19 protein-coding genes, 2 tRNA genes and 1 other RNA gene are annotated in these 19,535 nt (G+C 70.8%); 6 read left to right on the forward strand and 16 right to left on the reverse strand.

All coding sequences use genetic code 11. The features are described from left to right. The first annotated feature begins 129 nt into the window (after positions 1 to 129). Both nadE and Q0444_RS09215 read left to right on the forward strand, forming a co-directional pair. Positions 130 to 1,005 (forward strand): ammonia-dependent NAD(+) synthetase, encoded by an 876-nt coding sequence (gene nadE, locus Q0444_RS09210; protein WP_291082215.1) that lies wholly within the window; start codon positions 130 to 132, stop codon positions 1,003 to 1,005. A 61-nt stretch (positions 1,006 to 1,066) separates the two neighbouring features. Then, positions 1,067 to 1,723: a hypothetical protein gene (locus Q0444_RS09215; protein ID WP_291082218.1), complete on the forward strand. Its 657-nt coding sequence runs from the start codon at positions 1,067 to 1,069 to the stop codon at positions 1,721 to 1,723. A 76-nt stretch (positions 1,724 to 1,799) separates the two neighbouring features. Here the strand turns inward: Q0444_RS09215 and Q0444_RS09220 are convergent. The 10 genes from Q0444_RS09220 to prfB form a co-directional block, all read right to left on the reverse strand. Beyond that, positions 1,800 to 1,875 (reverse strand) — tRNA-Ala (locus Q0444_RS09220). Positions 1,876 to 2,008: 133 nt separating this feature from the next. Further along, the gene (locus Q0444_RS09225; protein WP_291082221.1) at positions 2,009 to 2,752 is read right to left on the reverse strand and encodes a thioredoxin domain-containing protein; all 744 of its coding nucleotides are present in this window, start codon (positions 2,750 to 2,752) and stop codon (positions 2,009 to 2,011) included. 165 nt (positions 2,753 to 2,917) lie between these two features. Further along, positions 2,918 to 3,291, reverse strand: a transfer-messenger RNA (tmRNA) gene (ssrA, locus tag Q0444_RS09230). Positions 3,292 to 3,374: 83 nt separating this feature from the next. Next, on the reverse strand, positions 3,375 to 4,223 hold the full coding sequence (locus tag Q0444_RS09235; protein WP_291082224.1) for an EamA family transporter: 849 nt from the start codon (positions 4,221 to 4,223) through the stop codon (positions 3,375 to 3,377). Next, a complete protein-coding gene (smpB, locus tag Q0444_RS09240; protein WP_291082227.1) occupies positions 4,220 to 4,729 on the reverse strand; it encodes an SsrA-binding protein SmpB in 510 nt (169 codons plus the stop codon). The genes Q0444_RS09235 and smpB overlap by 4 nt, the downstream gene beginning before the upstream one ends. Before the next feature lie 61 nt (positions 4,730 to 4,790). Next, positions 4,791 to 5,693 (reverse strand): permease-like cell division protein FtsX, encoded by a 903-nt coding sequence (gene ftsX, locus Q0444_RS09245; protein ID WP_291082230.1) that lies wholly within the window; start codon positions 5,691 to 5,693, stop codon positions 4,791 to 4,793. Continuing rightward, positions 5,693 to 6,382, reverse strand: coding sequence for a cell division ATP-binding protein FtsE (ftsE, locus tag Q0444_RS09250; RefSeq protein WP_291082233.1), 690 nt, complete (start codon positions 6,380 to 6,382; stop codon positions 5,693 to 5,695). The genes ftsX and ftsE overlap by 1 nt, the downstream gene beginning before the upstream one ends. A gap of 99 nt (positions 6,383 to 6,481) precedes the next feature. Further along, entirely contained in the window at positions 6,482 to 7,015 is a 534-nt protein-coding gene (locus Q0444_RS09255; protein WP_291082236.1) for a hypothetical protein, read from the reverse strand. Then, a complete protein-coding gene (locus Q0444_RS09260) occupies positions 7,015 to 7,911 on the reverse strand; it encodes a mechanosensitive ion channel family protein (RefSeq protein ID WP_291082239.1) in 897 nt (298 codons plus the stop codon). Before Q0444_RS09260 ends, Q0444_RS09255 begins: the two co-directional genes overlap by 1 nt. Next, complete coding sequence (gene prfB / locus Q0444_RS09265; protein ID WP_291082242.1) at positions 7,908 to 9,017, reverse strand: peptide chain release factor 2; 1,110 nt, start codon at positions 9,015 to 9,017, stop codon at positions 7,908 to 7,910. The genes Q0444_RS09260 and prfB overlap by 4 nt, the downstream gene beginning before the upstream one ends. A gap of 168 nt (positions 9,018 to 9,185) precedes the next feature. Here prfB and Q0444_RS09270 point away from each other — a divergent pair, with 168 nt between their 5' ends. From Q0444_RS09270 to Q0444_RS09280, 3 genes are all read left to right on the forward strand, one after another. Next, entirely contained in the window at positions 9,186 to 9,995 is an 810-nt protein-coding gene (locus tag Q0444_RS09270; protein WP_291082245.1) for an inositol monophosphatase, read from the forward strand. 120 nt (positions 9,996 to 10,115) lie between these two features. Then, the gene (locus Q0444_RS09275; RefSeq protein ID WP_291082248.1) at positions 10,116 to 11,522 is read left to right on the forward strand and encodes an acyl-CoA dehydrogenase family protein; all 1,407 of its coding nucleotides are present in this window, start codon (positions 10,116 to 10,118) and stop codon (positions 11,520 to 11,522) included. A gap of 50 nt (positions 11,523 to 11,572) precedes the next feature. Further along, entirely contained in the window at positions 11,573 to 12,778 is a 1,206-nt protein-coding gene (locus Q0444_RS09280) for an acyl-CoA dehydrogenase family protein (protein WP_291082250.1), read from the forward strand. A gap of 98 nt (positions 12,779 to 12,876) precedes the next feature. On the opposite strand, the gene Q0444_RS09285 is transcribed toward Q0444_RS09280, so the two are convergent. Both Q0444_RS09285 and Q0444_RS09290 read right to left on the reverse strand, forming a co-directional pair. Then, the gene (locus Q0444_RS09285; protein WP_291082252.1) at positions 12,877 to 13,587 is read right to left on the reverse strand and encodes a peptidase S1; all 711 of its coding nucleotides are present in this window, start codon (positions 13,585 to 13,587) and stop codon (positions 12,877 to 12,879) included. Between the two features lie 114 nt (positions 13,588 to 13,701). Then, positions 13,702 to 14,271, reverse strand: a complete 570-nt coding sequence (locus Q0444_RS09290) for a TetR/AcrR family transcriptional regulator (RefSeq protein ID WP_291082255.1) — start codon at positions 14,269 to 14,271, stop codon at positions 13,702 to 13,704. Between the two features lie 164 nt (positions 14,272 to 14,435). On the opposite strand from Q0444_RS09290, the gene Q0444_RS09295 reads away from it, so the two are divergent. Beyond that, positions 14,436 to 15,563, forward strand: a complete 1,128-nt coding sequence (locus tag Q0444_RS09295) for an acyl-CoA dehydrogenase family protein (protein WP_299023048.1) — start codon at positions 14,436 to 14,438, stop codon at positions 15,561 to 15,563. Here Q0444_RS09295 and Q0444_RS09300 read toward each other — a convergent pair. The 4 genes from Q0444_RS09300 to Q0444_RS09315 all read right to left on the reverse strand — a co-directional run bounded on the left by Q0444_RS09300 (position 15,532) and on the right by Q0444_RS09315 (position 19,500). Beyond that, entirely contained in the window at positions 15,532 to 16,743 is a 1,212-nt protein-coding gene (locus tag Q0444_RS09300; protein WP_291082261.1) for an FAD-dependent oxidoreductase, read from the reverse strand. The genes Q0444_RS09295 and Q0444_RS09300 overlap by 32 nt on opposite strands. Positions 16,744 to 16,792: 49 nt before the next feature. After that, positions 16,793 to 17,608 carry an enoyl-CoA hydratase/isomerase family protein gene (locus Q0444_RS09305; protein ID WP_291082264.1) on the reverse strand — a complete coding sequence of 272 codons (816 nt, stop codon included), beginning with the start codon at positions 17,606 to 17,608 and terminating at the stop codon, positions 16,793 to 16,795. 6 nt (positions 17,609 to 17,614) lie between these two features. Next, entirely contained in the window at positions 17,615 to 19,087 is a 1,473-nt protein-coding gene (locus Q0444_RS09310; protein WP_291082267.1) for an aldehyde dehydrogenase, read from the reverse strand. Positions 19,088 to 19,423: 336 nt separating this feature from the next. Continuing rightward, positions 19,424 to 19,500 (reverse strand) — tRNA-Met (locus tag Q0444_RS09315). Positions 19,501 to 19,535: the final 35 nt, after the last annotated feature.

The following is a 19,535-nucleotide window of genomic DNA, read 5'->3' on the forward strand; positions in this document are numbered from 1 at the left end:
TCTGGGGATGACTGTGCGAGACGTCCGGCCACGGGGCCGGATGCACGACACACAACTGGTCCATCGTAACGGAAGGCCCCACCAGAACTCCAACCGGCGGAGAAGTCCCCGCACCCTATGCTGGCACCCATGGCTGACACCCCCATCGGAACAGAGATACGGACCGCGATCATCGAGGAACTCGGGGTCCGGCCCGAGATCGATCCGGCGGCCGAGGTCGATCGCCGGGTCTGCTTCCTCGTCGACTACCTCCGCTCGACCCCGGCGACGGGATTCGTGCTGGGCATCAGCGGCGGTCAGGACTCGACGCTGGCGGGTCGGCTCTGCCAACTCGCCGCGGAGAAGCTCCGGGACGAGGGCCTGGCGGCCGCCCGGTTCGTGGCGATGCGGCTGCCCTACGGTGCCCAGTCCGACGAGGCCGACGCGCAGACGGCCCTTGAGTTCATCCGGCCCGACGCCGCCATCACGGTGGATGTCCGGGCCGCGTCCGACGCCGCGTCCGCCGCCGCGGCCACGGCCCTGGACGCCCTCCCCGATCACGCGGGCCCGCTCCGCGACCTCGTCCGCGGCAACATCAAGGCGCGCGAGCGGATGATCGCGCAGTATGCGGTCGCCGGGCAGTTGGGCCTCCTCGTCGTGGGAACCGATCACGCCGCCGAGGCACTGACCGGGTTCTTCACCAAGTACGGCGACGGTGGCGTGGACCTCACCCCCCTGACCGGCCTCACCAAGCGGCAGGGCGCCGCCCTGCTGCGCCACCTGGGCGCACCGGAGTCGACCTGGCGCAAGGTCCCCACGGCCGATCTGGAGGACGATCGCCCGGGCCTGCCCGACGAGGTCCGGCTGGGCGTGACCTACGAGCAGATCGACGACTACCTCGAGGGTCGCGACGGCGTCCCGGCGGACGCCGCGGCCCGGATCGAGCAGATGTTCGTCGTGTCCCGCCACAAGCGCGCCGTGCCCGCCTCCCCGCTCGACACATGGTGGAGAGAAGGCCGCCCGTAAGGCGCATCACGTTGCCGTGTTGACTGTTCTCGATCCATTCACTCCAGGAAGGGCACCACTTATGCCAGCACACAGACTCCTCACCGGACTCGCGACGGCGACCCTGCTCGGCGCCGGCCTCACGACCACCGCGGCCGTGGCCACCGCCGCAGAGGGCGGTCAGCGCACCGGACCGGTCCAGTTCTGGGCCGAGGACCTCGGAAACTGCAAGGCCGAGTTCACCATCCGCAACACGACCAACGTCACCACTTACACCCTCGACTGGCGCATCGACGACGAGCCGCTGCGGACGGTGGACGGCATTCCGTTCGACATCGGCCGCACCGGAGGCATGGCGTCGACCGTGCTCGAGGGCCCCCGGTGGCCGGACGACATCCCGACCGAGGGCCCGAACACCGTCGACAAGAGGTGGATGGTGTCGGACCGGGCGCCGTCGACCAAGACCTACGTCCAGGACCTGAAGGACATCACCGGGACGTACAACCCGCCGCTCCCCAACCCGGAGTCCGACACCCACACCGTGTCCTACCGCATGGTGCTGGGCCCCCCCGGCAACAACGGCCAGACGCAGGACGGAAATCCCGAGTGGCTCGGAGATCGCCAGTGGCACTCGATCGAGGTCACCGGATGCAATCCCCCGGTCGATCCGCCCGCCACCGGCTCGCTCGCGGGGTTCCTCGGCAGCCTCGGCAGCGTCGGCAGCCTCGGCCGGGGCTGATCGACCCGGGACCGCCCACCGGGCAAAAAAAGAGATACCCCGGATCATCTTCCTCAGATGATCCGGGGTATCCCCGTGGTGGAGCTAAGGGGATTCGAACCCCTGACCCCCACACTGCCAGTGTGGTGCGCTACCAGCTGCGCCATAGCCCCGTATCCAGTTGTCCGCCGCCAACCTCTCGGCCACCGGCTCGACCAAAGTTACACCATCGCGGTCGGGCCCTCCAAATCGCCTCCGGCCCCGCCCGCGTGGGACGGGGCCGGCGGCGAGCACGGCCGGACGGCGCTACGCCAGGATGGTGTCGAGCCAGGTCGGGTCCGAGATCTCGACGACCTTGCCGTCGAAGGCGACGGTCGGCGTAGAGACGCGGTCGGTGATCTCGCGGATGCTCTTCTGCGCGTTGTCGGCGCTGTCGGAGGCCTTGTCCATGCCGCCGTTCGTCTCCACGTTGCCGATGCACTCGACCGAGTCGGCGTTCGCGCCCGCGGCCTCGGCGGTGTCGGCCAGCTCCTTCGGGGTGCGGTCGCCGCCGCCCTCCGAGGGCTGCTGGGCGAAGAAGGCGTTCTTGACCTTGAAGAAGACGGGCAGCGAGTCCTTGGCCGCGACGCACTGGATGGCCGCGAGGGCGCGGGTGGAGTACTCCCCCGACCCCGACTGGCCGTTGAGGAAGTTGAGGGTGTGGAACTCGACGCGCAGGTCCCCTGCCTCGACCGCGGACGCGATGCGCTCGCCGTTCTGCCCCTCGAAGGAGCCGCACGCCGGGCACATGTAGTCCTCCCAGATCTGGACCGTCGGCGCGCCCTCCTCGCCCACCGTGACCACTCCCGCGTCGGAGATCCCGATCAGGGGGTCGGCCGTCTCGCCGAACGTGATCGGGTTGGCCTCCCCGCCCCGCTGCGCCATCCAGACGATTCCTCCGAGCACCACCACGGCGACGGCGATCAGGGCCGCGACCGTGATGAGCATCCCGTTGTTCGACTTGGTCTGCAGCACCTTGGTGCTCTTGTTACCTGCGGGCTTGGCGTTCACGTGTGCGCGGGCCTCTCTCTACTGGGATGCCGACGGCCCCTGTCCGGGCGATCGGCGACTACCGAGAGGGTACCGAAGCGCCGCTGCCCGCTCGGAGCCGCGGGCGGTCGGGCAGGTGAAATGCACCGAGCCCCCGGTCGGTGATCGACCGGGGGCTCGGCCCGATGGTGGAGCTGCCGGGAATTGAACCCGGGTCCTCCGCAGCCTCGGCAGGGCTTCTCCGTGCGCAGTCCGCTGTGGCATCTACTCGGATCTCGCCCTCATACGGACATGTCGGCGATGACGATCCCAGTCACTGTGAGGTGTCCCGACCCACCCCGTGACCGGGTGGGGCGGTGATCTCTCTAGATGATGCCGGTGACCGGGGCGAGAGCGACCCCGGGCCGACAGACTACGAGCTCGCTATCAGGCAGCGAGGGCGTAGTCGCGCTGATTGGTATCGGCGCGTAATTGGTTGCCGCGACGCTTACGGTGGTCTCTGGCCTGCACCGGCACGCTTCCCCTGCGTCAACTCACGTAGTCGAAACCACATCAGCCCCGTCAGGTCCGCCGACTCACGCCGACGGACTCCCGACCATACCCCGATGTGGGCGGGCCCGCCAGGGTGATGTGCCTCACCGGGTCAGCCCAGCGCGAGCAGGACGATCGCCGCCCCCGCCAGACCGAGCCCGGCCAACTGCACCGGGCGCAGGCGCTCCCCTCCGTGGGTGACGGCCAACGCGACCGTGAACGCGGGGTAGAGCGCGGCGATCACGCTGACGAGCGAGAGCATGCCGGCCTGCGAGGCGAAGTAGAAGCTGCCGTTGGCGACGGCGTCGAACACCGCGATCACCAACCCGATGGCGACGAGACGACCGGAGAACCCGAACGACTCGCGTACGGCGATGGCCGCGGCCAGCACGACGACGGTGGCCCCGATCCGTGACGCCGCGACCGGCCACAGTCCCTCGCCCGGCGGAACCTGCGCCAACAGGACGAAGAAGCCCGCGAACGCCAGGCCCGAGATCACCGTGAGCGCCATCAACTGCGGGGTGAGCCGCCCGTGTTCGGCCGAGGACCCCTCCTCGCTCTCCAGCGACACCAGGACCGTGGCGACGAGGGCCAGCGCCATGCCGAGGAGCGCGTTCCCCCCGGGCCGCTCCCCCGCCGCCAGGCCGACGCCGAGCGGGACGGCCGCGGCGAGCACCGCGGTGATCGGCGAGATCACGCTCATCGGACCGCGCGAGAGCGCGACGTAGAACGACCACACCGCGATCCCCGACGCCAGTCCCGAGGCCACTCCCCACGCCACCCCGACGAGAGTGGGCGAGCCACCGGCCACCACCGCCGCCCCACCGACCAGCAGGATCGACAGCGGGTACGCCACGCTGACCACGCGCAGCGCGCGGGCCCGGCGGGACGCCACCCCGCCGAGGTAGTCGCTGATGCCATACGCCACCGCCGAGGTCGACGCCAGCGCGACCGGCATCATCCGGTCATGCCCTTGATCTTCCTGCCGATCTCGCGGACGGCCTCGCGCTCGGCGGTCCGCTTGGCGATGTCCTGACGCTTGTCGTGCGCCTGCTTGCCGCGCGCCACGGCCAGCTCGACCTTGACGCGCCCGCCCACGAAGTAGAGGGACAGCGGGATCAGGGTGGAGTTGCCGTCCCGGACCTTGCCGACCAGCGAATCGATCTCGCGGCGGTGAAGGAGGAGTTTGCGGGCCCGCTTGGGGGCGTGGTTGGTCCAGCTCCCGTGCGAATATTCGGGAATGTGGAGCCCGCGGAGCCACACCTCGCCGTCGTCGACCGTCGCGAACGCGTCGACCAACGAGGCCTTGCCCTCGCGCATGCTCTTGATCTCCGTGCCGACCAACGCGATGCCCGCCTCGTAGGTGTCGAGGATCGTGTACTCGTGTCGGGCCTTGCGGTTGCTGGCGATCACGCTCCCGTCGGAGCCGAGCGACGACGCGCCCTTCTTCTTGCCCTTCTTGGCCACGTCGGCTCACCTCCTCGTTCGGCGTGGACTGGCAGACCCCCGAGTGTAGATCAGCGACTGATCAGTGCCGAACCGTGATCCGCAGGGTGGCCCACGCGGTCAACGCGGATACGACGGCGCCCGCCGCCACGAGAACCGGGGCCAGGAGCAGGATGTCCGCGGTGGTGATCCGTTCCACCAGATTCGCGCGGTAGGCCTCGGCCAGCACCCGGTCGAGGAACACGCCCTTGGCCGCCAGGAGGCCGCCGACGGCGAGCAGCGCGCCGACCACCGCGGCGATCACCGCCTCGAGGATGAACGGGAGGTCGGTGTACCAGCGGCTCGCCCCCACCAGGCGCATGATCCCGACCGCGGTCCGTCGGGTGAACGCGGCGATCTGGGTCATGTTGGCGATGAGCAGGACGGTGGCCAGGAGCTGGACCACCGCGATGGTGAAGGCGGCGTTCCGGACCCCGTCCAGCACGGAGAACACCCGCTCGACCAGCTCACCCTGCCCCTGGACGATCTCGATCCCCTCGACGTCGGCCAGGGCCTGCGCGACCGACTCCGCCCGGGTCGGGTCGACGAGCGTGAGCGTGAACCGCGAGCCGAGCGCGTCGGGGGAGGTCGACTCCACCAGGACCGGATCGGTCGAGGAGAACAGTTCGACGAACTCGTCGTACGTCTGTCGGGGGTTCTTGTACTCCACCGAGGCGACGCCGTCCGTGGCCTCGAGCTCGGCGCGGATCCGCCCGCACGCCGACGTGCAGTCGGGATCCTCGAGCGAGATGGAGCGGTCCACGTAGACGCGGAACTCGTTGAGGTAGTCGTACTTGGCCTGACTGGCGGAGGCGGTCATCACCACGAGCACGCCGGCCCCGAGCATCGCGAGCGCGACGGCGGTGGTGATGATCATGGCCAGGGTCATCGACAGGTTGCGGCGCAGCCCCTGCCAGACCTCCGACGCGATGAACGTGACGGCCATCAGCGGTCCACCCCGTAGGTGCCCCGGTCGTCGTCCCGGACGACCTTCCCGTCGACCAGCTCCACCACCCGGCGCCGCGAGCGGTCGACGATGTGCCGGTCGTGGGTCGCCATCAGGACGGTGGTCCCGGTCCGGTTGATCCGGTCGAGCAGCAGCATGATGTCCTCGCTGGTCTCGGGGTCGAGGTTGCCCGTCGGTTCATCGGCGAGCAGCAGCAGCGGCCGGTTGACGAACGCCCGGGCGATCGCGACCCGCTGCTGCTCACCGCCGGACAACTCGTGCGGTCGACGATCGGCCTCACGGGCGAGGCCGACCATCTCGAGGGTCTCCGGCACGACCTTGTCGATGGTCCGGCGCGACTTGCCGATGACCTGGAGGGCGAACGCCACGTTCTCGGCGACGGTCTTGCCCTCGAGCAGCCTGAAGTCCTGGAAGACGCAGCCGAGGGTGCGCCGGAACGCGGGGACGGACGAGGACTTCATGCGGGTGAGGTCGTGCCCGGCCACGACGAGGGTGCCCGAATCGGGCGTGTCCTCGCGGAGCAGGAGCCGGAGGAAGGTGGACTTGCCGGACCCGGAGGCGCCGATCAGGAACGCGAACTCGCCCTTGGCGATCTCCACGCACACATCGGACAGTGCCGGACGCGTCGAGGACGCGTACGACTTAGTCACATGAGAAGCACTGATCACAGCAGTAGCGTAGCGCCACTTCAATCACACGTGGTCGGGCAGGTGCCCCAACCGGAGGACCGCCCCCTCCCCTGACGGTCCCGCCGACCTCCCCGGACCTCACGCCTGGGGCGACCCCGCGCCTCCGGCGACGGGGGCCTCCTGCTGGTCCTGTCGGGGCTGTTGCTGTGGCGACTGGTCCGGCGTCGGCTGGGGGCTCGTGGGGCCGCCCGGTCGGTCGGACGGCGTCGGGCTCTGCTGGCGCGGCGTCGCGACCTCGGAGCTGACCGAGGACCCGGTCCCCGGCGGGGTGGACTGCCCGGTCGGGGCCGGCTCGGAGGAGTCGACGACCGGCGCGGTCGCGGTCGGGGCGGGCGGCGGGGCCGGCTCCGTGGTCGCCGGGGCAGGGGCCGGAGCCGGGCCGAAGCCCACCACCGGCTGCTCCCGGACCAGGAGGTACAACGCCCCGGTGAGGACGAAGGCGATCAGCAGGACCGCGGTGGTCCGCGACATCCTGAGGAACTCCCCCGCGAGGGCCAGGATCGCCGGGCGGGGGCGCCGGGACCGCCCGTCGGGATCCGGCGTCCCGCCGGGGTTCGACCGGTCGCGTCCGACCGGAGGTTCGCCGGTGGTGTCATCTCGGGTCCCGGACATCAGACCGCCCCCTCTCCGCTCGGCTGTCGCAGCATCCCCGCTCGGATCGCCGCGAGTCCATCCGGGTCGAGGTTGATGCCCTCGGCGCGGAAACGACGCAGGATGACCGCCCTCATCCGGCGCCCCACCTCCCACTGCATCCCGGGCTTGGTCCGCGCCAGGAGCCGGATCACCGTCTGCTCGAGCCGGATCGACTGCACACCCATGACGGTGGGCTCGTCGAGGATGTACTCGCCCACCCGGTCGTCCTCGATGATGTCGCGGCAGACCTGCGCCAGCACCTCGTGGGCCTTGTCCATGTCGGCGTTGTTGGGCACCGGGACGTCGATGACCGCACGCGCCCAGTCCTGCGATTGGTTGATCGCGGTGACGATCTGGCCGTTGGGGACGATCACGGCCTCGCCGTCGAGGTTGCGCAGCCGGGTGATCCTCAGCGTGACGTCCTCGACCGTGCCCGAGGTGACGCCGGTCGACGTGGTGAGTTCGACGATGTCGCCGTAGGCGTACTGCCGCTCGGCGAGGATGAAGAATCCGGAGAGGAAGTCCTGCACGATCTTCTGCGCGCCGAAGCCGAGCGCCGCGCCGAGCACCGTGGCCGGCGCCACCAGGGTGACCAGGTTGACGCCGAAGCGCAGCAGGATCTGGATGCCGACCAGGACGTACAGGACGCCCACCGCGACGTAGGAGAACACCTGGATCAGCGAGTGGAGGTGTTTGGACTCCTCCGACCAGTACTCCTCGTCGACGTGCCGGGAGTCGATCCGTCCGGTCCACATCCGGGCGATCTTGGCGATCACCCGCGTCATCAGGGCCGCACCGAGGATCAGGAGGACGACCTCCAGCCCCTGGTTGCTGAGCCAGGTCAGGATTCCACTGAAGTCGGCCCGGAACCTCACTCGGCGCCTGCCCCCTCCCGCATCCGCCAACGGATGCCCGCCTCGATGAACCCGTCGATGTCCCCGTCGAGCACGGCGGACGGGTTGTTGACCTCGTACTCGGTGCGCAGGTCCTTCACCATCTGATACGGATGCAGGACGTAGGAGCGCATCTGGTTACCCCACGAGGCGTTACCGCCAGCGCCGAGGGCGTCGAGCGCCGCCCGCTCCTCCTGCTGCTTGCGGGCGAGCAGCTTGGCCGCCAGGACCTTCATCGCCGCGACCTTGTTCTGCAGCTGGGATTTCTCGTTCTGGCACGTCACCACGATGCCGGTCGGGACGTGGGTGAGCCGGACCGCCGAGTCGGTGGTGTTGACGGACTGCCCACCGGGCCCGGAGGACCGGTAGACATCGACACGCACCTCGTTCTCGTCGACGTCGATCGAGTCCGTCTGCTCGACGACGGGGAGGACCTCGACCTCGGCGAACGAGGTCTGGCGGCGGCCCTGGTTGTCGAACGGGCTGATCCGCACCAGCCGGTGGGTGCCCTGCTCGACCGAGAGGGTGCCGTACATGTAGGGGTCGTGGACCACGAAGGTCGCGGACTTGATGCCCGCCTCCTCCGCGTACGAGGTGTCGTAGACCTCGACCTTGTGACCGGCCTTCTCCGCCCACCGGATGTACATGCGCATGAGCATCTCCGCGAAGTCCGCCGCGTCGATGCCGCCGGCGCCGGAGCGGATGTTCACCACGGCCTCGCGCTGGTCGTACTCGCCGCTGAGCATCGTCTTGACCTCCATGGCCTCGACGTCCTCGCGGAGAGCGGAGCGTTCGGCGTCCGCCTCCGCGACCGCGTCCTCGCCCTCCTCCTCGGCCAACTCGTACATCAGGGGCAGGTCCTCGATGCGCTGACGCAGGTCACGGCACTTCCGGAGGTCGGCCTGGATGTAGGAGAGCTCGCTGGTCACCTTCTGGGCCCGGTCCTGGTCGTTCCACAGGTCGGGATCGGCGGCCATCTGTTCGAGCTCGTCGACGCGGCGGGCGAGCTCCTCGATGTCGAGGACCTTCTCGACGGTGGTCATGGTGGCGTCGAGGGCGCCGATGTCGGCGGAAACGTCAGGGTGCACGGAAGCCAACTCTACGCGGACCGGACGTCGTCTCGCGTTTGACCACCCGACTCCCTCCCGTGGTCCGCCGCACGCTCACCCGTCGCCCGTCGGGGGTAGCGTCGACCGCGGCGTACCCGCCACCGGACGAGGTCAGCGGGCCGCCCGAGGCCCTAGCGGAGGAAGTGCATGTCCATCGACACCAGCCGCCCACGCCCACTTCCCCACGAGACCGTCGCGCCGATGACCGACGCGGACCTGGCCGCCCGCCTCGTCGTTGGCGCCGGAACCCTCGCGCGACGCCTGCGCGAGGACGGACTGGACGTCCACCGCAAGACCTCGGTCTCCGATGTGGTCACCGAGGCCGACGAAGCGGCCGAGCGGGAGATCACCGCGCTCCTGGCCGCCCATCGCCCCGGAGACGGGGTCCTCGGGGAGGAGGGCACCCTCGTGCCGGCCGAGCACGAGCGTCGATGGGTCGTGGACCCTGTGGACGGGACCTACAACTTCGTCACCGGTTCCGACTACTGGTGCTCGGCGGTGGCCGTGACCGGCGGCGACGGCTACCTGCTGGGGGCCGTCCACCGCCCCGTCACCGGGGACACCTTCGTCGGCGGCTCCGACCTGCCCACCCGCCGCAACGGGGTGCCGGTCGACAGGCTCACCCCGGGCGACCTCGCCGACGGCAGCCTGGCCACCTATCTCCACCCGCCGTTCTTCGCCGACCCCGACCTCGCCGAGCCCTTCCACCGGGTCAGCCGGGGAGCGGCGACCATCAGGATGCTCGGCTCGGGCTCCGTGGACCTGGCATCGGTGGCGTGTGGCGTCCACACCGTGTGGTGCCAGCACTCCTGCCCGGAATGGGACTGGCTGCCCGGGCGGGCGCTGGTCGAGGGCGCCGGCGGGGTCTGCACCACCGTCGAGGTGAACGGCTACGACTGGTTTGTCGCCGGGCGACCCCGCGCGGTCGATCAGGCCGTCGCCCTCCTGCGCGGCTGAGCTCGCCGCCCCCACCTGCGACTTCCACCCCTCGCGGGGAAAGTGTGGCGTCCGGAACTTACTCCGAAGTAAGGTATCGGGGACAGCACCGTCCACCGTCCGTCACGAGAACAGCTGGTGATGATGAGCAAGAACCCCACGCCCCCGTCCACGACCGGACGCGCGGAGACCTCGACCCCGGGCAAGAACCCCACGCGCATCGACGCGATCGGCGCCGCGATGCGCGCCCTCACGACCATCACGGGGTCGGAGTTCGCCGAGCGCTTCAAGCTGCGGCAGAAGGTCGACCGGGTGGCCTACGAGGCCACCCGGACCGGCTTCAAGACCCTGGGCGCCGCGACGGAGTCCTTCAAGAAGGTGTCCGGCGGCGGCGCGCCCAAGCGGCTCCCCGACGCGGACACCGAGGCCCGGCCCGACCTGTTCGACCTCACCCTCGACGACGAGCAGCAGATGATCGTCGAGACCGTGCGCGACTTCGCCGCCGAGGTGATCCGTCCGGCGGCCCACGACGCCGACCACGCCGCCGAGGCGCCCGCGTCGCTGATGGCCCGGTCCGCCGAGATCGGTGCCGCCCTGCTCAACGTCCCCGAGGAGTTCGAGGGCATCGCCACCGAGCGCGGCGTGGTGACCAACGCGCTCGTCGCCGAGGCGCTCGCGTACGGCGACATGGGCCTGGCCCTGCCGATCCTCGCCCCCTCGGGCGTGGCGACCACCCTCACCCAGTTCGGCTCGGACGCCCAGCAGAAGTCCTATCTCCCGGCGTTCGCCTCCGAGAAGGTCCCGGCGGCCGCGGTCGTGGTGGCCGAGCCGCGTCCACTGTTCGACCCGTTCGATCTCAGGACCACGGCCACGCGCGTGCCCGGCGGCTTCTCGCTCTCCGGCGTCAAGTCGATGGTGCCCACGGCCGGGAGCGCCGAACTCTTCGTCGTCGCCGCCACCCTCGACGGTTCCCCGACCTTCTTCGTGGTCGAGTCGGACACCGACGGCCTCGTCGTGGAGGCCGACCCGTCCATGGGGCTCCGCGCCGCCGGCCTCGGTCGGATCGTCCTCACCGACGTCTCGCTGCCCGCCGACGCGATCCTCGGAGGCCCGGAGGCCTCCCCCGAGGACCGGATGGCCACCTACGCCGACATCGTCCGGCTCTCGCGGCTCGGGTGGGCCGCGCTCGCCGTCGGCACCTCCCACGCCGTCCTGGACTACGTGACCCCGTACGTCAAGGAGCGCAGGGCGTTCGGCGAGCCCATCGCATACCGCCAGGCGGTGGCGTTCGCCGTCGCGGACATGGCCACCGAGCTGGACGGCATGCGCCTGGTGACCTGGCGTGGCGCCTCGCGCGCCGAACAGGGCATGTCCTTCGCCCGCGAGGCCGCGCTGGCCCGCAAGATCGCGGCGGACAAGGGCATGCGGATCGGCCTGGACGGCGTCCAGCTCCTCGGCGGCCACGGCTTCACCAAGGAGCACCCCGTCGAGCGGTGGTACCGCGACCTGCGAGCCGTGGGCGTGGCCGAGGGCGTGGTGGTCCTGTGAGCGCCGCCCACCAGACCACCTCCCCCACCCGGACGTAAGGACCATCGACGATGATCAACCTCGAACTCCCCAAGCGGCTCCAGGTGGGCGCCAACCAGGCCCGCCAGGTCGCCACCCAGATCTTCCGTCCCGTCTCCCGCAAGTACGACCTCGCGGAGCACGAGTACCCCGTCGAACTCGACACCCTCAAGGCCCTGATGGAGGCCATGGAGGACGCCGGCAAGGCGGCCTCGGGCGCCACCATGGGCTCGGGCGGTGCCCCGCGTCGGGAGGGCGTGTCCAACGGCGGCAACATGAAGTCCCTGCTCAACATCATCGAGACGTGCTGGGGCGACGTGGGACTGACCCTGTCGATCCCGCGTCAGGGCCTGGGCAACTCCGCCATCGCGGCCGTCGCCAACGACGAGCAGATGGAGAGGTTCGGCCGGGTGTGGGCCTCCATGGCCATCACCGAACCCGAGTTCGGCTCCGACTCCGCGGCGGTCTCCACCACCGCCCGGTTGGACGGCGACGAGTACGTGATCAACGGGACCAAGATCTACATCACCTCCGGCGCGCGCGCGGACCACATCGTGGTGTGGGCGACGCTGGACAAGAGCAAGGGCCGCGCGGCCATCAAGTCCTTCGTGGTGCCCCGCGAGCACCCGGGTGTCAACGTGGACCGGCTCGAGCACAAGCTCGGCATCCGCGCCTCCGACACCGCCCAGATCACGTTCACCGACTGCCGTGTCCCCAAGGAGAACCTCCTGGGTGACCCGGAGATCCGGGTGGACAAGGGCTTCGCCGGCGCCATGCAGACCTTCGACAACACCCGGCCCCTGGTCGCGGGGATGGCCGTGGGCGTCGCCCGCGCCGCCCTCGAGGAGATCCGCACCCTCCTCGAGGAGGCGGGGATGGAGATCGACTACGACCGGCCGGCCACCAGCCAACCCGCCGCGGTCGCCAAGTACCTCGAGCTCGAGGCCGACTGGGAGTCCGCGTACCTGCTCACGCTGCGCGCGGCGTGGATGGCCGACAACAAGATGCCCAACACCAAGGAGGCGTCCATGTGCAAGGCCAAGGCCGGTCGCACCGGCTCCGCGGTCACCCTGGGCGCGGTCGAACTCGCGGGCAGCTACGGCTACTCCGAGCGCAGCTTCCTGGAGAAGTGGGCGCGCGACTCGAAGATCCTCGACATCTTCGAGGGCACCCAGCAGATCCAGCAGCTGGTGATCGCCCGACGGATGCTGGACCTGTCCAGCGCCGAGCTGAAGTGACCTGACACCCGGCCGGACCACGGGGGCGGCACGAGAGGGGCCCGGTACCGAAGCGCTTCGGTACCGGGCCCCTCTCGTGCCGCCGGGGCGACCGCGCGTCAGGCCTGCTGGAAGCCGCGCCCCGGCCAGTTGCGGGCCGTGGCGTCGGCGACGATCGCGTCAAAGGAGAAGGCGAAGGCCGGGACGAAGAAGGGGCTCTGCGCCGGGTGGACGCACGGCGGCAGGACGGAGGACACGCTGCCGAGCGGTCCCGCGGCCGGCGCCATCTGGCCCCCGGACAGCAGTCCCACCAGGCGACCGTCCCGGGTCACGGGCCCACCGGAGTCACCGTGACCGGCACACGCGTGGGCCCAGAACTTCACCCCGTCGCGCTGCCAGGTGATGCCGCAGGTGTGGCCGGTCGACGCGCCGTCCTTGCAGACAACATCGCCGAACTCGGGCGCGGGCCCCCGGCCCGTGACGCCCGGCTGGCGCACCGGCACCGCGACGCGCGGGTCGAGCCGGATGACCGAGTAGTCGAGGATCTCGTTCCGCGTGACGACGGTCCCGATCACGCCGGCAGCCTCGTCGTCCCGGAGGATCACGGGGGCGTTGATGCGGTCGCTGCAGTGTGCGGCGGTGAACGCGACCGGGGTTCCGCCCGCGTCGTACCCCGCCGTGGTCAGGGTGCACCCCGCGGTTCCCCCGACGAGCACCGGGGTCCCGCCCGCGACCGGCACCGCGGCCTGCGCCGCCGCCGGGGCCACGAGGACCGTCGCCCCCGCCAACAGAGCCGTCGCGGCGAGTCGCGTCAGACCGGTGAACCTCATGTGCGTGTCCTTCCCACTCCGGCGGACATGCCGGGGTTTACGCCCCCGGCAGTCTATCGGTCGCCGGCCCCCGGCGCACGACCCACGACGGGCGGCGGCCCGGCTCCACGGGCGTCACCGGCGTTCCACGGTGATGCCGATCGAGGGACGACCCGTCGGGTCACCGTCCACCTGCGACCAGATCGCGGCCACGATGGGCTGGAGGAACAGCTCGCCCACCTGATCCATGATCGTGCGCACCACCTGGACCTTGTCGGGCGTCCGCGTGGACGCGTGCCCCCCGCGCCGCAGCCCGTCGACCTCCCTGGTGGTGAGCTCGACGATCGCCTCCAGGAGCGAGGCCCCGCGCCCGTCGGGCTCGAGCAGGGCGCGGTTGAGGTACCTCACCACCTGCGGGTTCTCCCGGAGCATCGCGCGGACTGCGACGTTGCGCGCCTCCACAACCTCGGCCGCCGACCCCGTGTGGTGGACCGTCGCCAGCGCGCCGACCACCCGTTCCACCACCAGTCCGTCGACGGCCCGGCGCAGCCCCTCCTTGGTCCCGAAGTGATGCTGGATCAGACCGATCGTCACCCCGACCTCGGCGGCCACCCTCCGCATGGACACCCCGTCCTCTCCGTGCTCGGCGTAGAGCTCGAGCGCCGCGGCGCGGATCCGCGCCCGTGCGGACTGGTCTGCCTGCATGGTGCCCCCTGAGTTCTCGCGTCACGCGCGATGTGAGCGGATCGGTCGACGTTCGCGACCATACGCTTGTATTGTAGCGTCTGAGACGGGCCGACCGGCCCAGATCACCTCGATTCCCCTGGAGATGACCCGTGTTCGAGCCCGCCCCCTACCGTTCCACATGGATGACCGACGACCTCGACGCCCTCCGCGCGCACACGCGGGCGTTCCTCGAGAAGGAGACCGCCCCCAACCTCGAGCGCTGGGCCGAGGAGGGTGCCGTCGACCGCGAGTTCTGGAACAAGGCCGGAGACGCGGGCCTGCTGTGCATCTCCATCCCGGAGGAGTACGGCGGCGGTGGCGGCACGTTCGCGCACGAGGCCGTGATCGCCGAGGAGCAGACGCGCGCCCTCGACGACGGCTGGGGCAACTCGGTCCACAGCACGATCGTGGCGCACTACATCCTCCAGTACGGCACGGAGGAGCAGAAGCAGCGGTGGCTGCTCAAGCTCGCCAGCGGCGAGATGGTGGGCGCGATCGCCATGACCGAGCCCGGCGCCGGGTCCGACCTCCAGGCGCTGCGCACCACCGCCGCCCGCGACGGCGACGACTTGGTGGTCAACGGTGCCAAGACCTTCATCTCCAACGGCATGCACTGTGACCTGCTCATCATCGTCGCCCGCACCGGCGGCGAGGGCGCACAGGGCCTCTCGCTCCTGGTGGCCGAGACCACCGACCTGCCCGGCTTCGACCGCGGCCGCAAGCTGGACAAGATCGGCCTGAAGTACCAGGACACGATGGAGCTGTTCTTCGACGACATGCGCGTGCCCGCCGGCAACATCCTGGGCGGCGTGGAGTGCGAGGGTCAGGGCTTCATCCAGCTCATGCAGCAGCTCCCCCAGGAACGGCTGATCATCGCCGTCACCGCGGTGGCCGCCGCCGAGACCGCCGTGAGGCTCGCGACCGACTACGCCAAGGAGCGCGAGGCGTTCGGCAAGCCCATCCTCAAGTTCCAGAACCTGCGCTTCGAGCTGGCCGAGTGCAAGACCGAGGCCCTGGCCTCGCGCACCCTGCTCGACCACTGCATCAGCCTGCACCTGGAGGGCAGGCTGGACCCGGCCACCGCGTCGATGGCCAAGTACTACTGCACCGACAAGCAGTGCGAGATCATCGACCGCTGCCTCCAGGTCTTCGGCGGCTACGGCTTCATGACCGAGTACCCCATCGCCCGGATGTACGCCTCGGCCCGCGTGCAGAAGATCTACGGCGGCACCAACGAGATCATGAAGGAGCTGATCTCCCGGACCCTCTGAGCCCTCCCCCGGGCGGGTCGGCGAGGATCGCCCGCACCGCGTCGCGGCCCGCCCGGTTGGCTCCCACGGTCGACTGGGACGGGCCGTAGCCGAGCAGGAACAGCCGCGGCTCGTCGAGCGCGCGCCCGTCGGCCACCCGGATGCCGCCCTCGGGGGTCCGCAGCCCGAGCGGCGCGAGGTGCGCCACGGCCGGCCGGAACCCGGTCGCCCAGAGGATCACGTCGGCCTGCTCCAGCGTCCCGTCCGGCATCCGCACCCCGTCCGGTTCGATCCGGGTGAACATGGGGTGGCGCACGAGGACCCCACGTTCCTCGGCCCGCTCGATCCAGGGGGCGCGGAACATCCCGGTCACCCGGACCACGCTCTCGGGCGGCAGGCCCTGCGCGGTGCGCGCGGCCACCCGGTCGATCGCGGCGGAGAAGTTCTCCGGCGCCGGCCCCGTCTCCCACTCGATCTCCCGCCGGGTCACCCAGAACGTGTCCGCGACCAGCGAGATCTCCTCCAGCAGTTGCGTGGCCGAGATTCCCGCGCCCACGATCACCACGCGCCTCCCCGCGAACTCGTCGGCCGAGACGTAGTCGTGCACGTGGACCTGGCGCCCGCGGAAGGTCTGCCGGCCGGGGTAGTGCGGCCAGAACGGCCGCGTCCACGTCCCGGTGGCGTTGACGACGTGGCCGGCGATCCACACCTGCGACGCGGACTCGCCGGGCGGGTCGTCGACGCCGGTGACGGCCGCGGCGCCGCGGCCGGGGACCGGTCCGGAGACGACGACGAGGTGATCCCCCGCCGGGTCGCCCCGCTCCGGCACGGGTCTGCGGACGGAGCTCACCCGGACGGGCCGCCGGACGTCGAGCGCGACACTGTCCTCGTACTCGGCGAAGTAGCGGGGCAGGGCCTCCCGACTGGGCGCGCTCCCGTCCACGGCTGGGACCGGGTGGCCGGGGAGCTCGAAGATCCCGTTGACGGTGCTCATCGTGAGCGACGCCCAGCGGTGCCGCCACGCCCCGCCGGGGCCGTCCTCCGAGTCCAGCACGACGAACGACCGTTCGCCCTCGCCGGCCCGGTCGACCGGCACGAAGCCCCGGCGCCGGAGGTGGTAGCCGGCCGAGAGCCCCGCCTGGCCCGCCCCGATCACCGCGACGTCTACCGGGCGTGCCGGGGTCGGGTGCCGGGCGGTCATGTCGCCATGGTGGAGCACCGGGGCGCCGGCGGGATCGGAACCGCCCCGATCAGGCGCCGTCCGGGAGCGAGGTGAAGTCGGGCTGCCTGCCCTCGGCGAACGCCGCGAGCGCCTCCGCGTTGGCGGGCCCGCCCATGAGGTCGGCGAAGCACCGGTTCTCCCGCTCGCGTGCCTCGGCGATCTGGCGGGTCAGGGGCTCGATCATGGTCCGCTTGACCGCGCGCAGGCTGGACACGGGCAGCCTCGCCAGTCGCCGGGCGTGGTCGCCGGCTACCGCGTGCAGCTCGTCCGGGGCACAGAGCTTCCACACCAACCCCATCTCGTGGGCGTCGCGGGCGGAGATCCACTCAGACGAGAGCAGCGCCCACGCGGCGTTCTGCCGGCCCACCAGCCTCGGCAGCAGGTAGCTCGACGCCGCCTCGGGGGCCACCCCCAGGCTGGTGAACGGGCACTTGAGACGGGCGTCGTCGGCCATGAAGGCCAGGTCGGCGAACCCGATCACGGTCATGCCGATGCCCAGGCCGAGCCCGTTGATCGCCAGGATCAGCGGCTTGTCGAACGCCGCCAGGGCGTCGATCAGCCCCATGAAGCCGTGCGCCCCCGGGACGAAGTCGGGGTCGGTGATCCGTTGCCCCATCTCGAGCAGGTCGGTGCCCGCGCTGAACGCCCTGCCCTGTCCGGTGAGAAGGACGACCGCGACCGAGGGGTCCCGCGCGGCCTCGCGCAGCGCCTCTGTCAGCGCGTCGTACAGGGTCTCGTTGAACGCGTTGAGCGCGCCGGGGCGGGACAGCGTGAGGGTGCGGACACGATCGGCGTCCCGCACCTCCAGCACGCGGTCGGGCCCGCCCTCCGAGTTCCCGGCCACGCCCCGTCAGCCCTCGCCGGCCGCGGCCGACTCGCCCAGGTAGACGGTCTTGAGCTCGGTGTACTGCGCGAGCCCCTCGGGGCCGAACTCCCGGCCGACCCCGGAGGCCTTGAAGCCGCCGAAAGGGGCCGCGAAGTCCATCGTGTACGTGTTGACGCCGTAGGTCCCGGTGCGGACCCGGCGGGCCACACCCAATCCGGCCTCGCGGTCGGCGGTCCACACCGTGCCCGCCAGCCCGTACTCGGAGTCGTTGGCGATCCGCACGGCGTCGTCGACGTCGTCGTAGGCGATCACCGACAGGACCGGGCCGAAGATCTCCTCCTGCGCGATCCGCATGGAGTTGTCCACCCCCGCGAACACGGTCGGCCGCACGTACCAGCCGGTGTCCAGCCCGTCGGGCCGTCCGGTGCCGCCGGTGAGGAGCCGGGCGCCCTCCTGCTGACCGATCTCGATGTAGGACGACACGCGCTCCTGCTGCCGCCGCGCGACCATCGGGCCGATCTCCGTGGCGGGATCGAGCGGGTCGCCGACGACCATCGACCCGATGCCGGCGGCCAGGGCCTCGGCCACCTCGTCGTGCCGCTCGCGGCTCACCAGGATCCGGGTCTGCGCCACACAGGCCTGGCCCGAGTTCATCACGCCGAGGAACTTCATCCCCTCGACCACGCTCGTCAGGTCCGCGTCGTCCAACACGATCGCCGCGGACTTGCCGCCGAGTTCGAGCGAGCACCGCTTGAGCTGCTCACCGCAGATCGCGCCGATCTTGCGGCCCGCCGCGGTGGACCCCGTGAAGGCCACCTTGTCGATGCCCGGGTGGCGGACCAGGTGCTCCCCCACCTCGCGGCCGCCGGCCACGATGCTCACCACGCCCTTCGGCACGCCCGCCTCGATCAGCAGCTCCGCGAGGAGGTACGTGTCGAGCGGGGTCTCCGGCGCCGGCTTGACCACGATCGTGCACCCGGCCAACAGGGCGGGGATGACCTTGGACAGGACGGTGAACTGGGGGACGTTCCACGGCGGGATGGCCGCGACCACGCCGACGGGCTCGTGGCGCACCATCACGTCGCCGCCCAGCGCGCCCGGCCGGACCGACTCCCACGGGAACTCGCGGGCGATGGCCAGGAACGACTCGATCTGCATCCACGGGGCGGGCGCCTGGGCCAGCTTGCTGAAGGAGATCGGCGAGCCCATCTCGGTGGAGATCAGCGTCGCCATGTCGTCCAGCTTCGCGGCGTACAGGGCGGACAGGGTGGCGACCACCTCGATGCGCTCCTCCGGGCTCATCCGGGGCCACGGGCCGTGGTCGAACGCCTCGCGGGCCGCGGCCACGGCGGCGTCGATGTCGGCGACGGAGCCCTCCGGGACCCGGGCCACGACCTCCTCGGTGTGGGGGCTGATCACCTCGATCACGCCGTCCGTCGCGGGGGCGCGCCATTCGGTGCCGATCAACAGGGCGTCGCGATCGAGAGAGGTGGTCACGGAGGGTCTCCTAGGGTCGAACGGACATCTGATCAGACAGTTGTCCACTTTAATGTGACGCGCATCTCCCCACAAGGGACCCGCCCAAGCCGCTCGAGCCGCTTGCGCTGCCCCTCCGGCTTACGCTGCCCCCCTGGACCTAACCGCCATCGCGACCCCGCGAAAACCGAGCATTCGGCCATCGCACGCCGGAGGGGCAGCGCAAGCCGAAGGGGCAGCGCAAGCCGGAGGGGCAGCGTAAGCCGGAGGGGCGGGGCGGGGCCGAGGGGAGCCGCCCGCGGCGCGAACGCAAAAAGACCCCCTGGTCAGTGTTTCCACTGATCAGGGGGTCTTTCGTGGTAGCGGGGACAGGATTTGAACCTGCGACCTCTGGGTTATGAGCCCAGCGAGCTACCGAGCTGCTCCACCCCGCGTCGATTGCGTCTTTGACAGTACGTCCCTCTCACAA

Source organism: uncultured Dietzia sp., assembly GCF_937873725.1.
In the GTDB taxonomy this organism is placed as follows: domain Bacteria; phylum Actinomycetota; class Actinomycetes; order Mycobacteriales; family Mycobacteriaceae; genus Dietzia.